The sequence below is a fragment of the Roseibium sp. genome (genome assembly GCF_051016195.1).
Lineage (GTDB): Bacteria > Pseudomonadota > Alphaproteobacteria > Rhizobiales > Stappiaceae > Roseibium.
Genome location: NZ_CP134616.1, coordinates 2,341,960 through 2,359,932 on the forward strand (window position 1 = coordinate 2,341,960; position 17,973 = coordinate 2,359,932).

The 17,973-nt window shown below is 59.2% G+C and carries 15 protein-coding genes; 9 read left to right on the top strand and 6 right to left on the bottom strand.

The genetic code is table 11. From position 1 onward, the window contains the following. Positions 1-118 precede the first annotated feature (118 nt). Positions 119-1,210, top strand: a complete 1,092-nt coding sequence (locus RDA78_RS10860; RefSeq protein ID WP_434055328.1) for a LacI family DNA-binding transcriptional regulator — start codon at positions 119-121, stop codon at positions 1,208-1,210. A 171-nt stretch (positions 1,211-1,381) separates the two neighbouring features. Here RDA78_RS10860 and RDA78_RS10865 read toward each other — a convergent pair whose 3' ends face one another. Next, positions 1,382-3,544, bottom strand: a complete 2,163-nt coding sequence (locus RDA78_RS10865; protein ID WP_434055329.1) for a diguanylate cyclase — start codon at positions 3,542-3,544, stop codon at positions 1,382-1,384. Positions 3,545-3,712: 168 nt separating this feature from the next. Continuing rightward, entirely contained in the window at positions 3,713-4,882 is a 1,170-nt protein-coding gene (locus RDA78_RS10870) for a pyridoxal phosphate-dependent aminotransferase (RefSeq protein WP_434055330.1), read from the bottom strand. A 241-nt stretch (positions 4,883-5,123) separates the two neighbouring features. On the opposite strand from RDA78_RS10870, the gene RDA78_RS10875 reads away from it, so the two are divergent. The 5 genes from RDA78_RS10875 to RDA78_RS10895 all read left to right on the top strand — a co-directional run bounded on the left by RDA78_RS10875 (position 5,124) and on the right by RDA78_RS10895 (position 9,348). Then, positions 5,124-6,203, top strand: coding sequence for a CobW family GTP-binding protein (locus RDA78_RS10875; RefSeq protein WP_434055331.1), 1,080 nt, complete (start codon positions 5,124-5,126; stop codon positions 6,201-6,203). Positions 6,204-6,220: 17 nt separating this feature from the next. Next, the gene (locus RDA78_RS10880) at positions 6,221-7,198 is read left to right on the top strand and encodes a WD40 repeat domain-containing protein (RefSeq protein WP_434055332.1); all 978 of its coding nucleotides are present in this window, start codon (positions 6,221-6,223) and stop codon (positions 7,196-7,198) included. A gap of 33 nt (positions 7,199-7,231) precedes the next feature. After that, a complete protein-coding gene (locus tag RDA78_RS10885) occupies positions 7,232-7,732 on the top strand; it encodes a DUF2937 family protein (protein WP_434055333.1) in 501 nt (166 codons plus the stop codon). Between the two features lie 96 nt (positions 7,733-7,828). Then, complete coding sequence (locus RDA78_RS10890; protein WP_434055334.1) at positions 7,829-8,725, top strand: LysR family transcriptional regulator; 897 nt, start codon at positions 7,829-7,831, stop codon at positions 8,723-8,725. 83 nt (positions 8,726-8,808) lie between these two features. Beyond that, positions 8,809-9,348: a TetR/AcrR family transcriptional regulator gene (locus RDA78_RS10895; protein WP_434055335.1), complete on the top strand. Its 540-nt coding sequence runs from the start codon at positions 8,809-8,811 to the stop codon at positions 9,346-9,348. Between the two features lie 85 nt (positions 9,349-9,433). Here the strand turns inward: RDA78_RS10895 and RDA78_RS10900 are convergent, their stop codons facing one another. Beyond that, positions 9,434-10,495, bottom strand: coding sequence for a Glu/Leu/Phe/Val dehydrogenase dimerization domain-containing protein (locus tag RDA78_RS10900; protein ID WP_434055336.1), 1,062 nt, complete (start codon positions 10,493-10,495; stop codon positions 9,434-9,436). Positions 10,496-10,809: 314 nt separating this feature from the next. Between RDA78_RS10900 and RDA78_RS10905 the strand changes: the two genes are divergently transcribed. Continuing rightward, a complete protein-coding gene (locus RDA78_RS10905; RefSeq protein ID WP_434055337.1) occupies positions 10,810-12,675 on the top strand; it encodes a DUF1007 family protein in 1,866 nt (621 codons plus the stop codon). 22 nt (positions 12,676-12,697) lie between these two features. On the opposite strand, the gene RDA78_RS10910 is transcribed toward RDA78_RS10905, so the two are convergent. The 3 genes from RDA78_RS10910 to RDA78_RS10920 form a co-directional block, all read right to left on the bottom strand. After that, positions 12,698-13,456: a gamma-glutamyl-gamma-aminobutyrate hydrolase family protein gene (locus RDA78_RS10910; RefSeq protein ID WP_434055338.1), complete on the bottom strand. Its 759-nt coding sequence runs from the start codon at positions 13,454-13,456 to the stop codon at positions 12,698-12,700. A 68-nt stretch (positions 13,457-13,524) separates the two neighbouring features. Beyond that, complete coding sequence (locus tag RDA78_RS10915) at positions 13,525-14,193, bottom strand: response regulator (protein WP_434055339.1); 669 nt, start codon at positions 14,191-14,193, stop codon at positions 13,525-13,527. 7 nt (positions 14,194-14,200) lie between these two features. Continuing rightward, complete coding sequence (locus tag RDA78_RS10920) at positions 14,201-15,562, bottom strand: cache domain-containing protein (RefSeq protein WP_434055340.1); 1,362 nt, start codon at positions 15,560-15,562, stop codon at positions 14,201-14,203. A gap of 191 nt (positions 15,563-15,753) precedes the next feature. Here RDA78_RS10920 and RDA78_RS10925 point away from each other — a divergent pair, with 191 nt between their 5' ends. Next, the gene (locus tag RDA78_RS10925) at positions 15,754-16,854 is read left to right on the top strand and encodes a TRAP transporter substrate-binding protein (RefSeq protein WP_319384237.1); all 1,101 of its coding nucleotides are present in this window, start codon (positions 15,754-15,756) and stop codon (positions 16,852-16,854) included. 81 nt (positions 16,855-16,935) lie between these two features. Beyond that, positions 16,936-17,973 carry a TRAP transporter small permease subunit gene (locus RDA78_RS10930; protein WP_434055341.1) on the top strand — a complete coding sequence of 346 codons (1,038 nt, stop codon included), beginning with the start codon at positions 16,936-16,938 and terminating at the stop codon, positions 17,971-17,973.

Consider the following 17,973-nt stretch of genomic DNA (forward strand, 5'->3'; position numbering starts at 1 on the left):
GCAAGGCGGGACGGCCTCAAGGTTTCGTTGACGGGTCGCTACTATTGTTCTGTTTACCGCAGCGGCCGGGGGCGTTATCGCTCGTTGACGCCGCTGATGCGGGAATAGAGACCACTGAATGTCCGAAGACAAAGACGCCAAGCCCTCCTCCGGAGACCTTCCGCCCAAGCCAGGCAAACGACTAACGCTCGGTCATATTGCCGACGCGCTCGGCATTTCGACCGCGACCGTTTCGCTCGCCCTGCGGGACAGTCCGCTCGTGGCCGAGGATACCCGGGAGAAGGTCAAACAGACCGCTGAAGAGATCGGCTACATCTACAACCGGTCCGCGGCTTCCCTGCGCACCTCGCGCAGTCAGATCGTCGGCGTTGCCGTGCATGATATCCTGAATCCGTATTTCGCCGAGGTGTTTTCCGCTCTTGAGGATGTGCTCGAAGAGCAGGGACAAATGATCTTCATCTGCAATCACCGCGATGACGCCAAAAGACAGCGTGGTTTCGTCAACACGCTGCTGCAGCACCGCGCGGATGGTCTGATCCTGTGTCCCTCGGTCGGCACGACGGCGGAAGAAATCAACCGGCTTGTCGACCAGGGTATTCCGGTCACGCTGGTCGCGCGCGAAGTACCCGGAGTGTGGGCGCCGTGCGTGCGCGGGGACGATGTTGCCGGGACCTACCAGATCACCAAGCACCTGCTGACACAGGGACATAGCAAGATCGGCATGGTCGGCGGACGCAGGGACAGCTCCACCGGCAAGCTCCGTCACGAGGGGTGGAAAAAAGCCCTGGAGGAGGCGGGGATCGATCCGGCCGGCCAGGTCGATCTGCCGGAGCTGATGACGCAGGCGGACGGACGGTCTGCGGTTCCACGGATTCTCGAAGCGGAGGAAAGGCCGACGGCAATTGTCGGCTTCAATGACCTTGTCGCGTTCGGCATGATGACAACGCTGCGCCGGGCCGGCGTAGAGCCGGGTCCCGACATGGCCATTACCGGCTATGACGATATCGACGGCGCCGATGCAAGAACGCCGGCGCTTACAACCGTTGCAAACCAGCCGGAGAAAATCGGCCGGCTCGCCGCGCTGACGCTGCTGCGGCAGATCGCAGGCGACCGGGTTCCCAACAAACCGATCGTGATAGAACCGGAACTCCGAATTCGCGAGAGTTCACCTCCGCCGGGTGTGCGCCTGGCACAGCGGCTCGCCGATTAGATCAAGCTCTAGTCAGCTGAATCTGAAGTTCGACTCATTTTGCAGCGTGTTTCGAACGAACTTCAGATTCAAGAAGGTGACTAGCAAGTCTATGTTTCGAGTGCGGTTTACGAATTTGAAGTTCGCTTCGCAGTCTGCAGAAGCAATGATGCGAACTTCAAATTCACCGCACTAGACGGCGATTGAATCGGGTGACGTGTCGTGCATGACACACTTGTTGCGTCCGGTTGATTTTGCCTGGTAGAGCGCCGTATCAGCCTTCTGCATGAGCGAGGAAAACTCGACATCCTCGCGCCCGGAGACCGCCAGTCCCATGCTGCAGGTCACCACCTGGGAAAGCCTCGGGTCCTGACAGGACCGGGCGATTTTCTTGCGCAAACGCTCGCAGACCGTGAACGCGTCTTCCAGACCCGTGCCGCTAAGGATCAGGCAGAATTCCTCTCCACCGACCCGCCCGAATATGTCGACGGATCGCAATTCCTTGCTGATCGTGCGTGTGAACAGCTTCAGGATATCGTCGCCGGCTGCGTGGCCATGCTGATCGTTGATACTCTTGAAGTGGTCGATATCCATCATGACGGCGGTGAATACCTGCTTCGTCCGGCGGAACCTCTGGATCTCGGTATTTGCTTTTTCAAGAAAGGCGCGCCGGTTGAGGATCTGTGTCAGATCGTCAATGCTCGCAATACGCTCCATGCGGATCTTCGCATCCATCAGGGCCTGGTGGTCGCGCTGGCGCGCGATTTCGTGGCCGATCCAGTCGGCGAACTGACGAATGATCTGTATGTCCGCGGACGTGAACGACCGCTTGCGGATATCCCTGCCCGTGAAGTTTATCGTTCCGTGGATGATCCCGTCCACCAGCAGGGGGGCACCGATATAGGTTTCGATGTCGAACAGCCGGTAACAGGGATGACCGGCGAATTCCGATTGCCCCGCGTGACCCGTCGCGACGGGTTCGTCCGCCTGCAGCGTTAGGGTGCAGAAGGTATCCTTCAATTCGAATGACTGGCCGGGCTGGACCGTGTTGCCCGGGCTCTGGGCGTGGGTGATCGTGTAGTTTTCGCCTATCACATGACTGATGATGCCGATCGGCAGATCGAAGTGGTCGCACCCGAGCCGGAGAATTTCGGCGATCTTGTCCTCGTGACCCAGTTCCCTCGTCGACGTGATGGCGTAGAGTTCCGCAAGCGTCCTTTCCGTTTTCTTGCGGTCCGTGATGTCCGAGATCACGACCACAAGACCGTCAACCTCACCCTCGTCGTTGAAACGCGGATTGCAGTCCATCAGGCACTCGCGGTTGACGCCATCGGGAAAATGCATGCCGATCTCGGCGGAGGCTTTCTCGCCGTTCATCGCTTCCATGAACAGGGACCGGACGCTGTCGCGTTCCTTCCAGGGCAGCCGTTCTCTAAGACGGGTTCCCAAAAGCTCCTGTGGAGTTCCGTTGAACCAGGCACAGCCTGTCTTGTTCAGGAACAGGCACTTGCCTTCAAGATCGACTTCGCCGACGCAGGCGGACATGCTGTCCGCCATGAGATGGAGATTGCGATAAGCTTTCTCCGCCAGCGCCTTGGCGTCTTTCAGTTCCGTGATGTCCGCCCGGATGCCGACAATCCCGCCGGTGCTCGTCCGGGTTTCGGAAATCCGGAGCCAGCGGCCCGTCTCAAGCTGCTGCTCAATCACCGACCCGTCGGCTGCATGGTGCTGTTGCAGCCTGTTGGCGAGCCAGGTTTCGTCATCCAGACCGCCGGTGTTGTACTGAGCCTTTCGCAGCCCGAAGCGAAGGATGTCCTCAAATCGGTTTCCGGGGAACATTGCCGGAGCCGATTCGGCATAGATTTCGCGGTACATGTCGTTGCAGATGATCAGCCTGTCTTCGGCATCATAGATCGCGAAGCCTTCGAAGATCGCATCAAGGGCGTCCTCCAGCGTGAGCGCAAGGTCACTCAACCGGGATTCGAGCTGTTTGCGGTCGCTGACATCCCGCGAGATGAACAGGAGACCAGCCAGATTCTGGGAGGCGTCGAACAGCGGTGCACTGACCACTTCCAGCTGTTTGCGGGAGCCATCGCCGAGAACCGCTTCGATGGCATACATCCTGCGGTTCTTCTGGTCCGAGGGTCTTTGATAAAGCTCTGCCATCCGGTCGAACTGCGCCGGGTCGGCGAAGAAAGGCTTTGTCGTATTGCCGATCAGATCGTCGTGGCTGACGCGCAGGAGCTTTTCCATGGCGGCGTTTGCGAACACAATGATCCTGTCCGGATTCGTGACCAGAACAGCCTCGTTCAATCCGCCGAAAGACTGCTGCAGATCGAGTGTGACATTTTCCACCGGACTTCCTCCCGTCATCCCGGCACTCGTTGATGCCCTTACGTAATTTTTGACAGGGAAAGACTTAATAAAATCGGTACATTCATTTGTTATTTCAGCCAGTTTTGAGTGTTTTTAATAGTAAAATACCGCCAATTTTCCTAAATTGCAGTAATCGCTGGTTTTTTTCTATTGATCCAGAAACGCGCCGATCCGATCAAGTGCGGAAATAATGTTTTCTGTGGAGTTCGCATAAGAAAGACGGATGTATCCTTCCCCTAGAATCCCGAAGTCGGGCCCTCCGATAGTTGCAACACCGGTTTCTTCCAACAGGGCTGAGGCAAGTTCCTTGGCCTTCCAGCCTGTGTCCTTGATGTTCGGAAACGCGTAGAAGGCCCCGAGCGGCGTGCGGCAGGAGATGCCGGAAAGCGCGTTGAGCCCGTCGACGATCACGCGCCTGCGGGCGTCGAATTCCGCGACCATCGCTTCAACCGCCGTCTGCGGACCCGTCAGTGCGGCGAGGCCGGCGAACTGGGCCGGTGCGTTGACGCAGGACCAGGCGTTTACGGCAAGTTTGCGCGCCTTGTCCGCAAGGCTGTCCGGCCAGAGGGAAAAACCCATGCGCCAGCCGGTCATGGCGTAGGTCTTTGACCAGCCGTCCAACAGGATCAAACGGTCCCGGATTGACTCGAAGCCGAGAAGCGACACGTGCTCCATGCCGTCATAGGTCATCTGCGAATAGATCTCGTCTGACATCACCGCGACATCCGGATGGTCCTCGAGCCCCTTGACCAGCGCTTCGATTTCGGACCTCGGCGTCACGCCGCCAGTGGGGTTCGCGGGTGAATTGAGAATGAGCAGACGGGTCTTGTCCGTGATCAGCGACAGCGTCTCCTCGGCGGAAAACGCAAAGTCGTTTTCCTCGCGTATCGGGACGGGAACCGGCTGTGCCCCGGTAAACTCGATCATCGACCGGTAGATCGGAAAACCGGGGTCGGGGTAGAGAATCTCGGTTCCCGGTTCGCCGAACATCAGGATCGCCATGAACATGGTCACCTTGCCGCCCGGTACGATGAGCACATTGCGGGGGTCGGTTTCAACGCCGTGGCGCTTGAGAAGGTCTGCCGAAACGGCCTCTCTTAAGGGTGCAATTCCGGTGGCGGGGGTATAGCCGTGCTGGCCATCCCTGAGCGCCTTGATTGCTGCTTCGACGATGTGTTCCGGCGTTCTGAAATCAGGTTGGCCGATGCCGAGATTGATGATGTCGCGGCCCTGGCCGGCCAGTTCAGTCGCGCGCGCGAGAACGGCGAATGCGTTTTCCTCGCCGATGCGGTCAAATCCGCTGATTGTTTTCAACATCCGCTGCTCGCTTTCGTTCGTCTTCTCAGGCCGTTGATTTTTGCGTCAACCTAGCGTCCGGTCCGCTGCGTGAAAAGCCCGGAACGCCGCAGAGGCGTTCGCTGTTGCAAGGTCTGCCCCTAACGATTACAGGAATTTTCCCGCAGTCTCTCCAAATTGCCGCGCGATGTGCTTATATTCGCGGCCAACGCACCTGTTTCCCGACAGGCAGAGCAAATCAACAAGGCCAGGAACCCTCGCAATGACCGCGACCCAGGACGCCCAGGCACAGATTCCGGTCACCGTTCTGACCGGATATCTCGGCGCCGGAAAAACCACGCTCCTCAACCGGATACTTACCGAAAACCACGGGCAGAAATACGCCGTGATCGTCAACGAATTCGGCGAGGTCGGCATCGACAACGATCTGCTGGTCGAATCCGACGAAGAAATCTTCGAGATGAATAACGGCTGTATCTGCTGCACCGTGCGCGGTGATCTGATCCGGACTGTTCAGAACCTGATGAAACGGAAAGGAGCCTTCGACGCCATCATCGTGGAGACAACGGGCGTGGCCGACCCGGCACCCGTTGCCCAAACCTTCTTCATGGATGACGATGTGCGCGCCTCCGCGAGACTCGATGCGGTTGTTGCCGTCGTCGATGCGCGCCACGTTCTGCAGCGGCTGGAAGATACCGAGGAAGCCGAGGACCAGGTCGCCTTCGCCGACGTGATCCTGATCAACAAGACCGATCTCGTCACGCCCGAAGAGCTGGCAACGGTCGAGGCGCGCATCCGTTCAATTAATCCCTACGCTGTGCTGCACCGGAGCGAGCGATGCGGCATCGAGATTGCCAAGGTCCTGGACCGGGGCGCGTTTGATCTGGATCGGATCCTGTCGCTGGATCCCCATTTTCTGGAGCACGGCCATGCCGCCCATGAATGCGGTCCGGACTGCGATCACGATCACGACCATGATCACCACCACCATGATCACGGCCACGATCATCACCATCACCATCACCATCACCATCACGACGAGGCGCCCCATTCGGTGAAGAGCATTTCGCTCACCGCCGGTGATCTCGATCCCGATATGTTCTTTCCCTGGATCAGCCAGGTCACGCAGGTGCAGGGCCCGAACATCCTGCGCCTCAAGGGCATTCTGGCGTTCAAGGACGATCCCCAGCGATATGTCATCCAGGGTGTTCACATGATCGTCGAAGGCGATCATCAGCGCGACTGGAAAGAGGGTGAGCCGCGCGAAAGCCGGCTCGTCTTCATCGGACGGGATCTCAACTGGGACGTCCTGAAGCAGAGTTTCCAGGCCTGCGCGGCATAACAAGGAAGAACGAACGCGTGCCGACAATTGCACCTGTGGACGTGGACGGCTTCGTGGTCCGCGCCGGATTTTTGAAATCATCCGCCTTCTTCGCTTCCGGAGAGGGCGACGTCACCCTTTCCGGCGAGGGTTTGAAAAAGCTGCGGCCCCACAAGGCCGGTCTGCTGGCGGCCGAACCTTTCAAGGACGGGACCGGCCTGCTCACGTCCGGGGATGACGGATGTATCTACCGTTGCGGCTCCGATGCCACCACCGAGCTTGTGGCTGAGCGGCCGCGCAAGTGGATCGACTTGATCGCGACAGGTCCATCCGGGGCGATCGCCTTTGCGAGCGGGCGTGTTGCCTGGGTGTGTCTCAGTGACGGGCGCGAAAAGGAGTTCGCGCATGAACGCGCGGTCGGCGGGCTGGCGTTTGCGCCGAAAGGTACGCGCCTGGCCGTTTCGCGGTACGACGGCGCTTCTTTGTGGTGGGCCGGAACCGACGGACCACCGACCGAGCTTTCCTGGAAAGGTGCGCATCTGGGGATCAGCTTTTCACCCGACGGACGATTCCTTGTCACGGCAATGCAGGAAAATGCCCTGCACGGCTGGCGGCTGTCGGACGCCCAGGACATGCGCATGTCCGGTTATCCGGCCAAGGTCAAATCGTTCAGCTGGTCCTTCAAGGGCAGGTACCTGGCAACGTCGGGTGCCAACGCGGCGATCCTGTGGCCCTTTCACGGGAAAACCGGCCCCATGGGGCAGACACCGCTTCAATTGGGTGCCCGGACCGAACTTCTGGTGTCTGCCGTGGCCTGTCATCCCAAGGAGGATGTTGTTGCCATCGGGTACCAGGACGGCTCGGTGTCAATGTGCAGGTTCGAAGACAAGGCAGAGGTGCAATTGCGCCGGCCCGGAAAAAGCCCGGTTTCTGCGATGGACTGGGATTCGGACGGCGCGCGGCTGGTCTTCGGAACCGAAACCGGCGAAGCAGGCATCATCAGCCTGCAGGACTGACTGCCGTCCGGCAGACCGGGCGCGGAGACCGTGATGTTCAGGATCCTGATTGTGTTTGTCATGCTGGTGAGCGGAACGGCGACGTCACAGCTTCCTGAGTTTTCGCAGCAGTATCGGCAGCGCCTCGGAGGGGCGATCGATGCGCTTGAGGGCATCCTTGCCGATTTCAGACGCGACGCGTCGGCATTCGGTCTGACCGTTCCTGAAGCGATTGAGCGACAAAAGTCTTCTGACGATCCCTTTGTCAGGGCACGTGGCGACAGCATGGCGATAGCGGACATGCGGCTTGAGGGGCTCAAACGGCAGCGGGCCGCACTTGAAACAGCCGGACCGGTCGGGCGCATGTTCGTGGTTGCGCGGGGATTTGATCCCCAGCTTGCACAGGCAACGGCGGAAGACTACGAGCCGGCCATTCCGGTAACGGCTGCCGGATTTCTCAGTGCGGGTATCGGCGCACTGGCGGGTTTCCTGCTCTTAAGACTGCTAGCGGGTCTCGCGCGGCTCGGCCGCCGGAAAACGGCCTCTCAACGCTAGGTGATGGACGTTCCCGTTGGACCGTTGGCTTTGACCGTTGCGGGACAAATCGGGTAATCACGTCTCAATGCGTTGCCCTAGCTGGAAGGATGCCGAATGGACGCAATCACGCGGATGCGCTGCTTCATTCAAGTGGTCGACTCGAATGGTTTTTCCGCCGCAGCCCGGGAGATGGGCCGGTCCAAGGCGCTTGTCTCGAAATATGTCGGAGAGCTTGAAGACGAACTCGGCGTCCGATTGCTGAACCGCACGACGCGGCAGGTCTCCCTGACAGAGGTGGGAGAGGCGTATTACAAGGAAGCGGCGGAAATCCTGCAACGCATCGACGATCTCCAGGCGTCCGTGCAGTCCTCTCACCAGGAGGTGCGCGGCCGTTTGCGCGTGTCGGCACCCCGGTCGATGGGTGACGACATGCTCAACAGGCCAATGCTGCAGTTTCTTGCCCAGTATCCCGACATCCGGCTTGATCTGCGCCTGGAAGACAGGTTCGTGGATCTTGTCGAGGAAGGTTTCGATCTTGCGATCCGCGTGACACAGCTGGAAGACTCAAGCCTGATTGCCAGGAAAATTGCTCCCTTCCGCACCGTTGTGTGCGCAACAGCCGATGTGTTCGAGAAACACGGTGCACCGAAAGTTCCGTCGGATCTCGCGACCCGGCCCTGCATCATCGACACGAATTACCGCTACAAGCAGAACTGGGCATTCCAGTCGAACGGCGAGCGCTTGTCCGTTACCGTGAATGGGCCACTTGAAGTCAACAGTGCCACTGCCGCCCGCGAAGCCGCACTGGCCAATCTGGGTTTCCTGCGGACGCCGCTTTTCTTTGTCTCCAAGGATGTGAGCGAAGGTAATCTCGTGGTTGTCCTGGAGGAGTACGAAGAGCCGGAGCGCGGTATCTACGCGGTATACCCGCATCGGCGTCATCTCAGCGCGAAGGTCCGGGCGTTCGTGGATTTCCTGGTGGACTGGTCTTCGAAAGCCCCGGGTTGCTAGAGCGGTTCACGCCGGGAGAAACGTGATCCGGTAGAGGACAGATTTTTGTTGCAAATGCAACGTGCACGTTTCAGTCTGCTTTCATGAACGATGCTCAAAAACAGATTGCAGCCGGCCTGGAAAAGGTTTTCTGGAGTCGTGGATTTGCAGACCCCAGCGTTCCGGAGCTGCGTGCGGGTGTCGGCGTGAGCATGCGTACGCTCTACCGGTATTTCCCCTCGCGGGAAGCCATGATCCTGGGTGCGCTGGAGTTTCGTCACCAGAGGTATCTCGCCTATGTGCGCGAGGGGGTGAGTGAACCCGGACTGGCGGCGGCAGAACAATTGTTCGACAAGCTGGGCGGATGGATGCGTGTGACCCAGGGCAAGGAGTGTTTTTTCCGCCAGGCCCTTGCCGCCAACCCGGACAGTTCGCAGATCAAGGACACGGTTACACGGCACAAGGGCGAATTGCTTGAATTTTTTGGTGTCCTGAGCGGAGACGACCAATTCGCGTCAACGCTCTATCTGCTGCATGAAGGCGTCACCGCCTGCTATGCGGAGATGGGCGAGCGTGCTGTCGAAGACGCCAAACATCAGGTGCGGCTCATTTTCAAGTCGGCCTCCGAAAAACGGTACTCCTGACCTGACATCATGATTTCCCCGCGAGGCGGGCCCTCCGGCGGCGTGCGCCGCCGGGCTGCACCAGGCGCGGTCTGTGTCCGCTGCCTTATTGTGCCAGTCTCTCCTCGGCGATCATGTCAGCGACCCTTTCGGGTGTGGTTTCCTCGCGTGCGGCGCGTTCGAAGATACGTGTGAGCGTTTCGCCGATCGCCAGCGTTTTCGCCCGGACCCTGCCATCGTCTTCGCCTGGTTTCGCCAGGGCAATCGAGATCACGCCACCGGCGTTGATCGCGTAGTCGGGTGCGTAGAGAATGCCGCGCTTCTTGAGAGCGACACCGTCGGCAGGCGTTTGAAGCTGGTTGTTTGCCGCGCCAGCGACGATGCGCGCCCCGATCTGGGGGATCGTGCGGGCATTCAATCCAGCCCCAAGCGCGCAGGGAACGAAAATGTCTGCCTCCACGCAATGCGCCTGATCGGCCTGAACGGACGCTGCGCCGAACGCATCAAGCGCCCTGTCGACAGCGGGTGCATGAATATCGGAGACAATCAGGTTCGCACCGGCCTCAGCGAGTTGTCGGGCAACGTCGAAACCGACATGGCCAAGTCCCTGCACCGATACCGTCCTGCCTTCCAGATCGGCGCTTCCGAAAACATGCCTGGCCGAAGCCCTGATCCCTTCGAATACCCCGAGCGCCGTATAAGGAGACGGATCGCCCAGCCCGGTTGCGCGGATGCCGCGCACGTGATCGGTGCGGCGGGAAACGGCTTCCATGTCCTCAGGTGAGACGCCGACATCTTCGGCCGTTATGTAGGTGCCCGACAGCCGTTCGACATGACTGCCGAAAGCCTCCATCATGTCTTGTGACTTGTCCTTCCTGGGACAGGCAATGATGACGGCCTTGCCACCTCCCAGATTCAGTCCCGCAAGGGCGTTCTTGTAAGTCATGCCGCGTGATAGCCGCAGCGCATCCGTAAGCGCATCGGCCGGCTTCTCGTACGGCCAGACACGGCAGCCTCCCAGCGCTGGGCCGAGCGTGGTGTCGTGGACTGCGATGATTGCGTTCAGTCCGCTGTCACGGTCCCTGACGAAAACAATGTTTTCGTGTTCGCCCATTTCCGGATGGTCGAACACGGCGCTGTGCGGGATGGAAGGGTTCAAAGCGTTCATGATTGGCTCTACATGTCGTTGTCTTTACAAATAATTTAGTTGAAAACCGAAGAATTTTGTCTCTTTTCTTCCAATCTTTGCCATCGAAGCGAAACACACGTTCTTTATTTCAGGTGATCTTGTGAAAATATTTTCATCTTGGTTTTGCGCTGCGGCAACATGTTCAGTCATTATGCTGCCGTGTTCTGTGTTCACAGAGGACAAATCGTGCCATGTGAGTACGTCCGTTCGTCAAAATAGGTGACCCGTTGCGCTGTTTTTCCAACTGCTTGCGAGAGGCCTGCCGTCTGGTCTCCAGCTGTTTTGCAGCAGTATTGATCCTCGCGATTGTCAGCGTGACAGGCGCCGTGGCGCATCCTCATGTGTTTGTCGAAGCCAGATCCAAACTCATCTTCGACGACGAGGGCAATGCCGTTGCGGTCGAGCATATCTTCCGCTTCGATGATGCTTTTTCCGCCTTCGCGATCCAGGGTTTCGACACGAATCAGGACGGTGTCTATTCGCGTGAAGAGCTTGCCGAACTCGCCAAGGTCAATGTCGAGAGCATGGCGGATTTTGGCTATTTCACGTTTGGCGACAACACGCGCGTCGAGCTCGATTTTGCCGCTCCGACGGACTACTGGCTCGAGGTCGCAACACTTCCCGTCGACGACTACTGGATGATGAAGCCGGAGGATTTCGAGGCGATCGAAGAGGATATCCGTTTGAATGGCGGCACGGCGATCGAGGAAGTGGATCTCCTTGAGCTTCATTTTGTGCTGCCGCTCAAGGATCCCAGCGATGCGACGGCGCCGATAACGCTCGATGTCTATGACCCGACCTACTACGTGGATTTCAGGTTCGGACAGGAGGCGGACGCGGTCGGCACGGTCAATGCGCCCGGAACATGCCAGGTGACGCGCAAGGAGCCGCCGCCTCTCGACGCCGCAACCGCTTACGCGCTGGCGCAGATCGGACCGGACCAGCGCGATTTGCCACCTGAACTGCAGTCTGCGGCCGCCACGCAGATCAACCAGATGATCGTCAACTGCGCGAGCGCAGCTGCCGGAATTTCGGCGTCCGGCGTGAGCGGGCAGACCGAAGCGCAGACCGCATCGCTCGATCCTGATGCCGGTACCGGCGGGGCAAACGAAGCGCTTCCGGAAAGCGGTACTGAGCCGCTCGCCTCCGCTCGCTCGGACGAGGTGGTTGCCTCGACACAGGTCGCCGTCATCAATAGCCCGGAAGCGGCTGTTGTCGGCATCGGTGTTCTTGATCGCTTCTTTGGCACGATCGCGATCAAGCAGAAGGAGTTCTATCAGCGGCTGGTGGCCAGTCTGCGCGCGTTCCGCAACAATCCGGGCGCCGGCTGGTTGCTGATCGGTCTGTCCTTTGCCTATGGCGTGTTTCATGCCGCCGGGCCGGGTCATGGCAAAGCGATCATCACCTCTTATGTCGTTGCCAACAATGAGACCTTGAAAAAGGGGGTCCTGCTGTCATTCGCGTCCGCGTTCGCGCAGGCCGTCACTGCGATCGTGCTTGTCGGGGGCCTTGCGGTTGTCTTCAATCTGACGAGCCTGGCAATCCAGGATACGGCGCGCTGGTTTGAAATCGGATCCTACATCCTGATCACGGGGCTGGGCGCATGGCTGCTCTGGCAAAAGGCCGGAAAGCCGCTTGCGTTGAGCATTGCCGACCGTCTTTCCGGGGGCAATCTCGCCCTCGCCGGCGCGCACGGGCATGATCACGCTCACCATCATCATGGACACGATCACGGGCATCACCACCACCACCACCATCATGAATTCGGAGCTGACGGCGTGTGCACCACCTGCGGTCACGCGCACGCGCCGACGCCAGAGATGGTTCAGGGGGAGATAACATTCGGCCGCGCCATATCCATTGTACTGGCAGTCGGTCTTCGGCCTTGCACCGGGGCCCTGGTGGTTCTGGTGTTTGCGCTGTCGCAAGGCATGATCGTCGCCGGGGTGGCCTCAACACTGGCAATGGCTGTCGGCACCGGCATCACGGTTTCGCTGCTGGCCGCCCTTGCCGTCGGTGCAAAGGATCTTGCCGTGCGCCTCTTTGGGGAAGGCAGTCCGATGGCGATCCGTGTGCACCGGTCGATCGAGATTTTTGGCGCCGCAATTGTGTTCCTGCTCGGAATAACGCTTCTGATTGCCGCGCTCGGCTGGGGCTGATTTTTCGCGGCAATGCCGGAACCTAGAGCCCGAGCCGTTTTTCCCGATAAGCGCGAACTGCGTCCCCGAATGCAGAAAACAGTTTTTGCGAGGGGCCATCCGTGGAGACCCAGTACTCGGGATGCCATTGAGTGGCGAGGACGTATCCTGCGCTGTCCTTCACGGACATGGCCTCGATCGTTCCGTCCTCTGCGCGTGCCTCCATCACAAGACCGCTGCCGAGATCGCCCACGGCCTGGCGGTGCAGCGAATTGACGTCGAATGGTTCCGAACCGATCACGTCTTCGAGCGTACCGCCTTCGGCGACATCAACGGGGTGCGCGATCCGGAAGCGTTCATCCTGCTGTTCGGAGACCGGGGCCCTGTGATCCTTCCGGCCGCTGAGTTCCTGTACCTCTGTCAGGAGCGTGCCGCCCATGGCCACGTTGAGTTCCTGCATGCCGCGGCATATGGCGAACACGGGGATGCCGCGTTCCACGGCTCTTTTCAACAAGGGCAAGGTCGTCGCATCCCGGTCGGGGTCGTAAGGGCCGTTGGCTTCCGTCGGTTCCTGACCGTAAAGCACGGGATTCACGTTTGAACGCGATCCGGTCGCGACCACGCCGTCGACCTGATCAAGGGCTGCATCCAGATCCAGTTCCGGGCCGAGAGACGGCAGGATCATCGGAATCGCGTCGGACCCTTTCAGGACGGCATGAAGATAAGTTGCGTTGACGGCGTGCCAGTTGAATCCGTCGATGGGCTTAACGTCGGCTGTTACCAGGACAAGCGGTTTTGTCATTTTGAACCTTGCAGGGAAACGGAATGCGCGCGGGGGTGGCCCCATGCGCAGATGTAGCTGAAAGACACCTAGTCCAGCAATCCCAATTCCTGCGCGACCTTGTAAAGCTGGGCCGCGTTACGCGTGCCCACTTTTTCGCGAAGGTTGAGCCGGTGCGATTCCACCGTGCGAACGCTGATCCCGAGCGCCTTGGCGACTTCCTTGTTCGGCTGCCCTTTTGCGATCGCGGTCAGCACCTGCCGTTCACGCTCGGTCAGACCATAGGGATCTTCAACGGGAGCGGATGCGCTTGCGCCCACGAGGGTTGGGCCGATGGCGGACGAGAAGAAATATCCGCCGGAGGCAACGCTGGTGATCGCGGTGATCATCTCCTGTGCCGAGATGTCCTTCAGGATGTATCCGCGCGCACCGGCCTGGACGACGCCGCGCACATATTCGGGATTGTCGTAGACCGACAGGATCAACACGCCGACGGAGGGTTCGGTTCTGCGGATTTCCATTGCCGCCTCCAGACCGTTCATGACCGGCATGGAAACGTCCATCAGAAGCACATCGGGCTTCAGGCTGCGGGTCATCCGCACGGCCTCGCGTCCGTTGGTGGCCTCGCCGACGATCTCCAGCTCCGGGACCTTTTGAAGCCGCGCCCGAATACCGTCGCGGACGAGTTCATGGTCGTCGGCGAGCAGGACGCGAATGGGTCTTTCAAGTGACGGGGAAGACTTGGAACTCGATGTCATGTTCAAATCACGCGGCCTTTGCCGCCATGTTATCGAGCGGCATCTGCACCTTGATCCTTGTCCCCCCGGAGGACCGCCGGCTCAAAATCAACTTGCCGCCATAGGTCTCGATCCGCTCGCGCATGTTTCGAAACCCGAGACCTCCGGTCTTGGGCAGCGGCCTTGGCAGGCCGACGCCGTTGTCCTCCACACACAATGTCAGGTCGTGGACACCGACTTTCAGATCGATGTTGACCTTGCTCGCGTGAGAGTGTCTTGCAACATTGGTCATGCATTCCTGGACAACCCGGTAAAGCGCTGTCTTGGCACCGTCCGACAACCGGCTGTGGCACTGCTGCGCATCGACGTTGACCGATATGCCCGACTGGCTCTGGATCTCGTTGCCGAGGCTTCCCAGCGCTGCCGCCAGGCCCATGTCATCCAGGACACTCGGCCTGAGGTCCCGCGAAATTCGGCGGACTTCGGCGATGGTTCCGTCCAGGGTCTTGAGGCACTTCGCCGCCTGGACCTGAAGATCGAGATCGCGGGTGGCCTCGCTGTGGATCATCTCGATGCCGTAGCGAACGGAAACGAGAAGCTGGGATATACTGTCGTGCAGCTCGGTCGAGACGCGTTTGCGTTCCTGTTCCTGGACCTGGAAAATCCGGTTCGTCAGTTCCTTCAGCTTGCTGTCGGCAAACCGTTGCTCTGAAAAGCGGACGCCTGCGATCAGCGTTCCTGCAACGGCGATGCCCGCCAGCGTAATCAGGAAGGTCACAAGCAGCGTCTGGCGGATGTTCTGCGCAAATTCGGCCCTTATCGTGGCGACTTCCTTTTGAATATCGTCGGTGTAAAGGCCGGTGCCGAGCATCCAGCCCCACTTGTTCAGCAAAATGGCGTAGCCGAGTTTTTCCTCGACCGATCCGGTGGAGGGCTTGTGCCAGACATATTGGTGGAACCCTCCGCCGGACTTGGCCTGGGTGATCAGGTTCCGGATCACGTAGTCGCCATTGTCGTCCTGCAGGTCCCACCAGTTTTCGCCGACAAGATGCGGCAGTTTGGGGTGAACGACATTGGTGCCATCAAGCGTGTAAACGAAGAAGTAGCCGTCATGATCGAAGGTGAGGTTGGTCAGAATTTCCTTCACCTCTTCCTGGGCGGCTTTCCGTCCGCCCGGCTCTTTCTTGTAGAGCTGTTCGATCGATGTGAGCGCCAGGCTTACATAGTTGCGGATCTCCTGCCGTTTCGCCGCAAGGATCCTTTGCTCGACGGATTGTGTTTCCGCGTCAATGAGCTTTCGCGACTGGTAGTAGGTGGTGCCGCCGATCAGAACGGATACCGCGATGAGCGGCAGGATCGTGATAAGTAGCAATTTAGTCTTGAAGGTCACGAAAGTTGCTTTCCCATTAGGCAGGTGTCCATTAAGCCATCATCTATTGCGAAATTCTCGGTAGTACTACTGAGAAAGTGCGCAGAACCACGAATAGCTTTCCGTCCGTCACGTCAACTAGACATACGGCGAGATCGGTGCAAGGTTGCAGACCGATCCGGAATTATTTGGTCCGATTAGGGAGGAAACTAATGGATCGTCGTTCGTTTATCAAAAAAGCTGGTCTTGGCGCCGGTGGTATCGCCGCTGGTTCCGCTCTCGCCGCACCGGCGATTGCGCAGGGCACCACCGATCTGGTGATCGTGTCCACATGGCCGCGTGACTTCCCGGGTCTCGGGATTTCGGCTCAGCGCCTGGCAGCCCGCATCGGCGAATTGACCGATGGCCGCATCAATGTTCAGTACTTCGCGGCCGGCGAACGCGTCGGGGCTTTCGACTCTTTCGACGAAGTCGCATCCGGCAACGCGCAGGCTTACATCGCTGCCGACTACTACTGGAAGGGCAAGCACCCGGCCTGGGCTTACTTCACGGCTGTTCCGTTCGGCCTGACCTATGCCGAGATCGATGCCTGGATCAAGTATGGCGGCGGCCAGGAGCTTTGGGACGAAGTCGGTGACGAGTTCGGCCTGAAAAACTTCGCATGCGGTAACACCGGCGTTCAGATGGGCGGCTGGTTCAACAAGGAAATCGAAACCGCGGACGACCTCAAGGGTCTGAAGATGCGTATTCCGGGCCTCGGCGGCGACGTCATGGCGAAACTGGGCGCGTCTCCTGTTTCCCTGCCGGGCGGCCAGATCTACGAAAACCTTGTTTCCGGTGCTGTCGACGCGACCGAGTGGGTTGGCCCGTACAACGACTACTTCATGAAGTTCTACGAAGCAGCCAAGTACTACTACTATCCGGGCATGCACGAGCCGGGTTCCCAGCTCGCCTTCGGCATGAACAAGTCCTGGTGGAGCCAGCTGTCGCCGACAGACCAGGCCATCATCCAGGCGGCTTGTAACGAAGAAAACGCCCGCCAGATGGCTGAAACCAATGCTAACAACGGTGTCTATCTCGACCGGCTCATCAACGAGCACGGTGTTGAGCTGAAACAGTTCAACGACGAGGTTTACGACGCGTTCGGTGAAGCTGCCGAAGAGGTCTTCGAGGAAACGATTTCTCACTCCGACCTGGCAGCGCGGACCCATGAAAGCTTCGCGAAAGCACGGTCCGAAATCGGTCGCTGGATGCTGCTCGCCGACACAGGCTATACGCAGCAGCGCAACCGCGTGCTCGGCATCGAAGTTTAAGTCCTTCGGCAAAGCTAAGGGGGGGCGGGAGAAGTCCCGCCCCCGTTTTCTTGTTTGACAAAAAAATAGGGCACATTCGCCATGGCGGCTGTAGGCGGGGTTGGAGACGACGTGTCGGCAGGTGGGGACATTCCTGCAGGGAAACACCAGAGCGCGGTATCATACAGGACATTCGGCTGGCTGATCCTCATGATCATGGCAGCGTTTCTGATCAACAACTATCTGACCTTCTGGCAGGACCTTCCCGGAATTGCCCCGATTTTCGGCGGGCCGGCGAACGGATCGATGTCGATCGCCTGGTCCTGGGCGCAACTGGCAATTTACGGCGGTGCGATCATCTGGGCAGTGCTGCTGGTTCAGCGCACCAAGGACAGGTCGCTGCGCGAAGACAGCAAAAAAATCAGTGATATCAACGCCTATTTGATCAGGGCGATGTTTTTTGCCGTTCTGATCGTCGGCCTCGTGGATGCCGTGATTTCCTTCCTGCGCGTCGAAGGCCTGCTTGAGGCTGTGGTCGGCCCGGACATGGCCGCCAGTCTCGGCCGGTCCCAGTTCCGCGGCGGATACGTGCACATGCCGCTCATCGGACTGTCATTCGTGATCGCCGCCTTTACGCGCACGCTCGGGTTCATCTGGTTGGCGCTGCTGGTGGTCGTTGCCGAATTGCTGATCGTGGTGGGCCGGTTCATCCTTTCCTACGAGCAGGCCTTCATGGCCGACCTCGTCCGGTTCTGGTACGCGGCGCTGTTCCTGTTCGCGAGTGCCTATACCCTGCTTGAAGAAGGGCACGTGAGGGTCGACGTCTTCTATGCCGGAATGTCCGCCAAGACCAAGGGCTACGTGAACGCCGTCGGCTCCGTCATCCTGGGGATGTCCCTGTGCGCCGTCATCATCCTCATCGGCATGGCAGGGAAGCAGAACGTGATCAACGCGCCGATCCTGTCCTACGAGACAACGCAGGCCGGGTTCGGGCTCTATGTCAAATACCTCATGGCAGGGTTCCTGGGCGTGTTCGCCGTCACCATGATGATCCAGTTCGTGTCCTATTTCCTGGACGCGATTGCGGACATTCGTGGTGAGCCGGGCGGCCGGGACCATGAAAACCATCCAGTCAACTAA

Excerpts from the sequence above, each read along its gene's own strand:
- RDA78_RS10860 (WP_434055328.1), top strand. The coding sequence starts at position 119 with ATGTCCGAAGACAAAGACGCCAAGCCCTCCTCCGGAGACCTTCCGCCC.
- RDA78_RS10870 (WP_434055330.1), bottom strand. The coding sequence starts at position 4,882 with ATGTTGAAAACAATCAGCGGATTTGACCGCATCGGCGAGGAAAACGCA.
- RDA78_RS10875 (WP_434055331.1), top strand. The coding sequence starts at position 5,124 with ATGACCGCGACCCAGGACGCCCAGGCACAGATTCCGGTCACCGTTCTG.
- RDA78_RS10885 (WP_434055333.1), top strand. The coding sequence starts at position 7,232 with ATGTTCAGGATCCTGATTGTGTTTGTCATGCTGGTGAGCGGAACGGCG.
- RDA78_RS10890 (WP_434055334.1), top strand. The coding sequence starts at position 7,829 with ATGGACGCAATCACGCGGATGCGCTGCTTCATTCAAGTGGTCGACTCG.
- RDA78_RS10895 (WP_434055335.1), top strand. The coding sequence starts at position 8,809 with ATGAACGATGCTCAAAAACAGATTGCAGCCGGCCTGGAAAAGGTTTTC.
- RDA78_RS10900 (WP_434055336.1), bottom strand. The coding sequence starts at position 10,495 with ATGAACGCTTTGAACCCTTCCATCCCGCACAGCGCCGTGTTCGACCAT.
- RDA78_RS10910 (WP_434055338.1), bottom strand. The coding sequence starts at position 13,456 with ATGACAAAACCGCTTGTCCTGGTAACAGCCGACGTTAAGCCCATCGAC.
- RDA78_RS10915 (WP_434055339.1), bottom strand. The coding sequence starts at position 14,193 with ATGACATCGAGTTCCAAGTCTTCCCCGTCACTTGAAAGACCCATTCGC.
- RDA78_RS10925 (WP_319384237.1), top strand. The coding sequence starts at position 15,754 with ATGGATCGTCGTTCGTTTATCAAAAAAGCTGGTCTTGGCGCCGGTGGT.
- RDA78_RS10930 (WP_434055341.1), top strand. The coding sequence starts at position 16,936 with ATGGCGGCTGTAGGCGGGGTTGGAGACGACGTGTCGGCAGGTGGGGAC.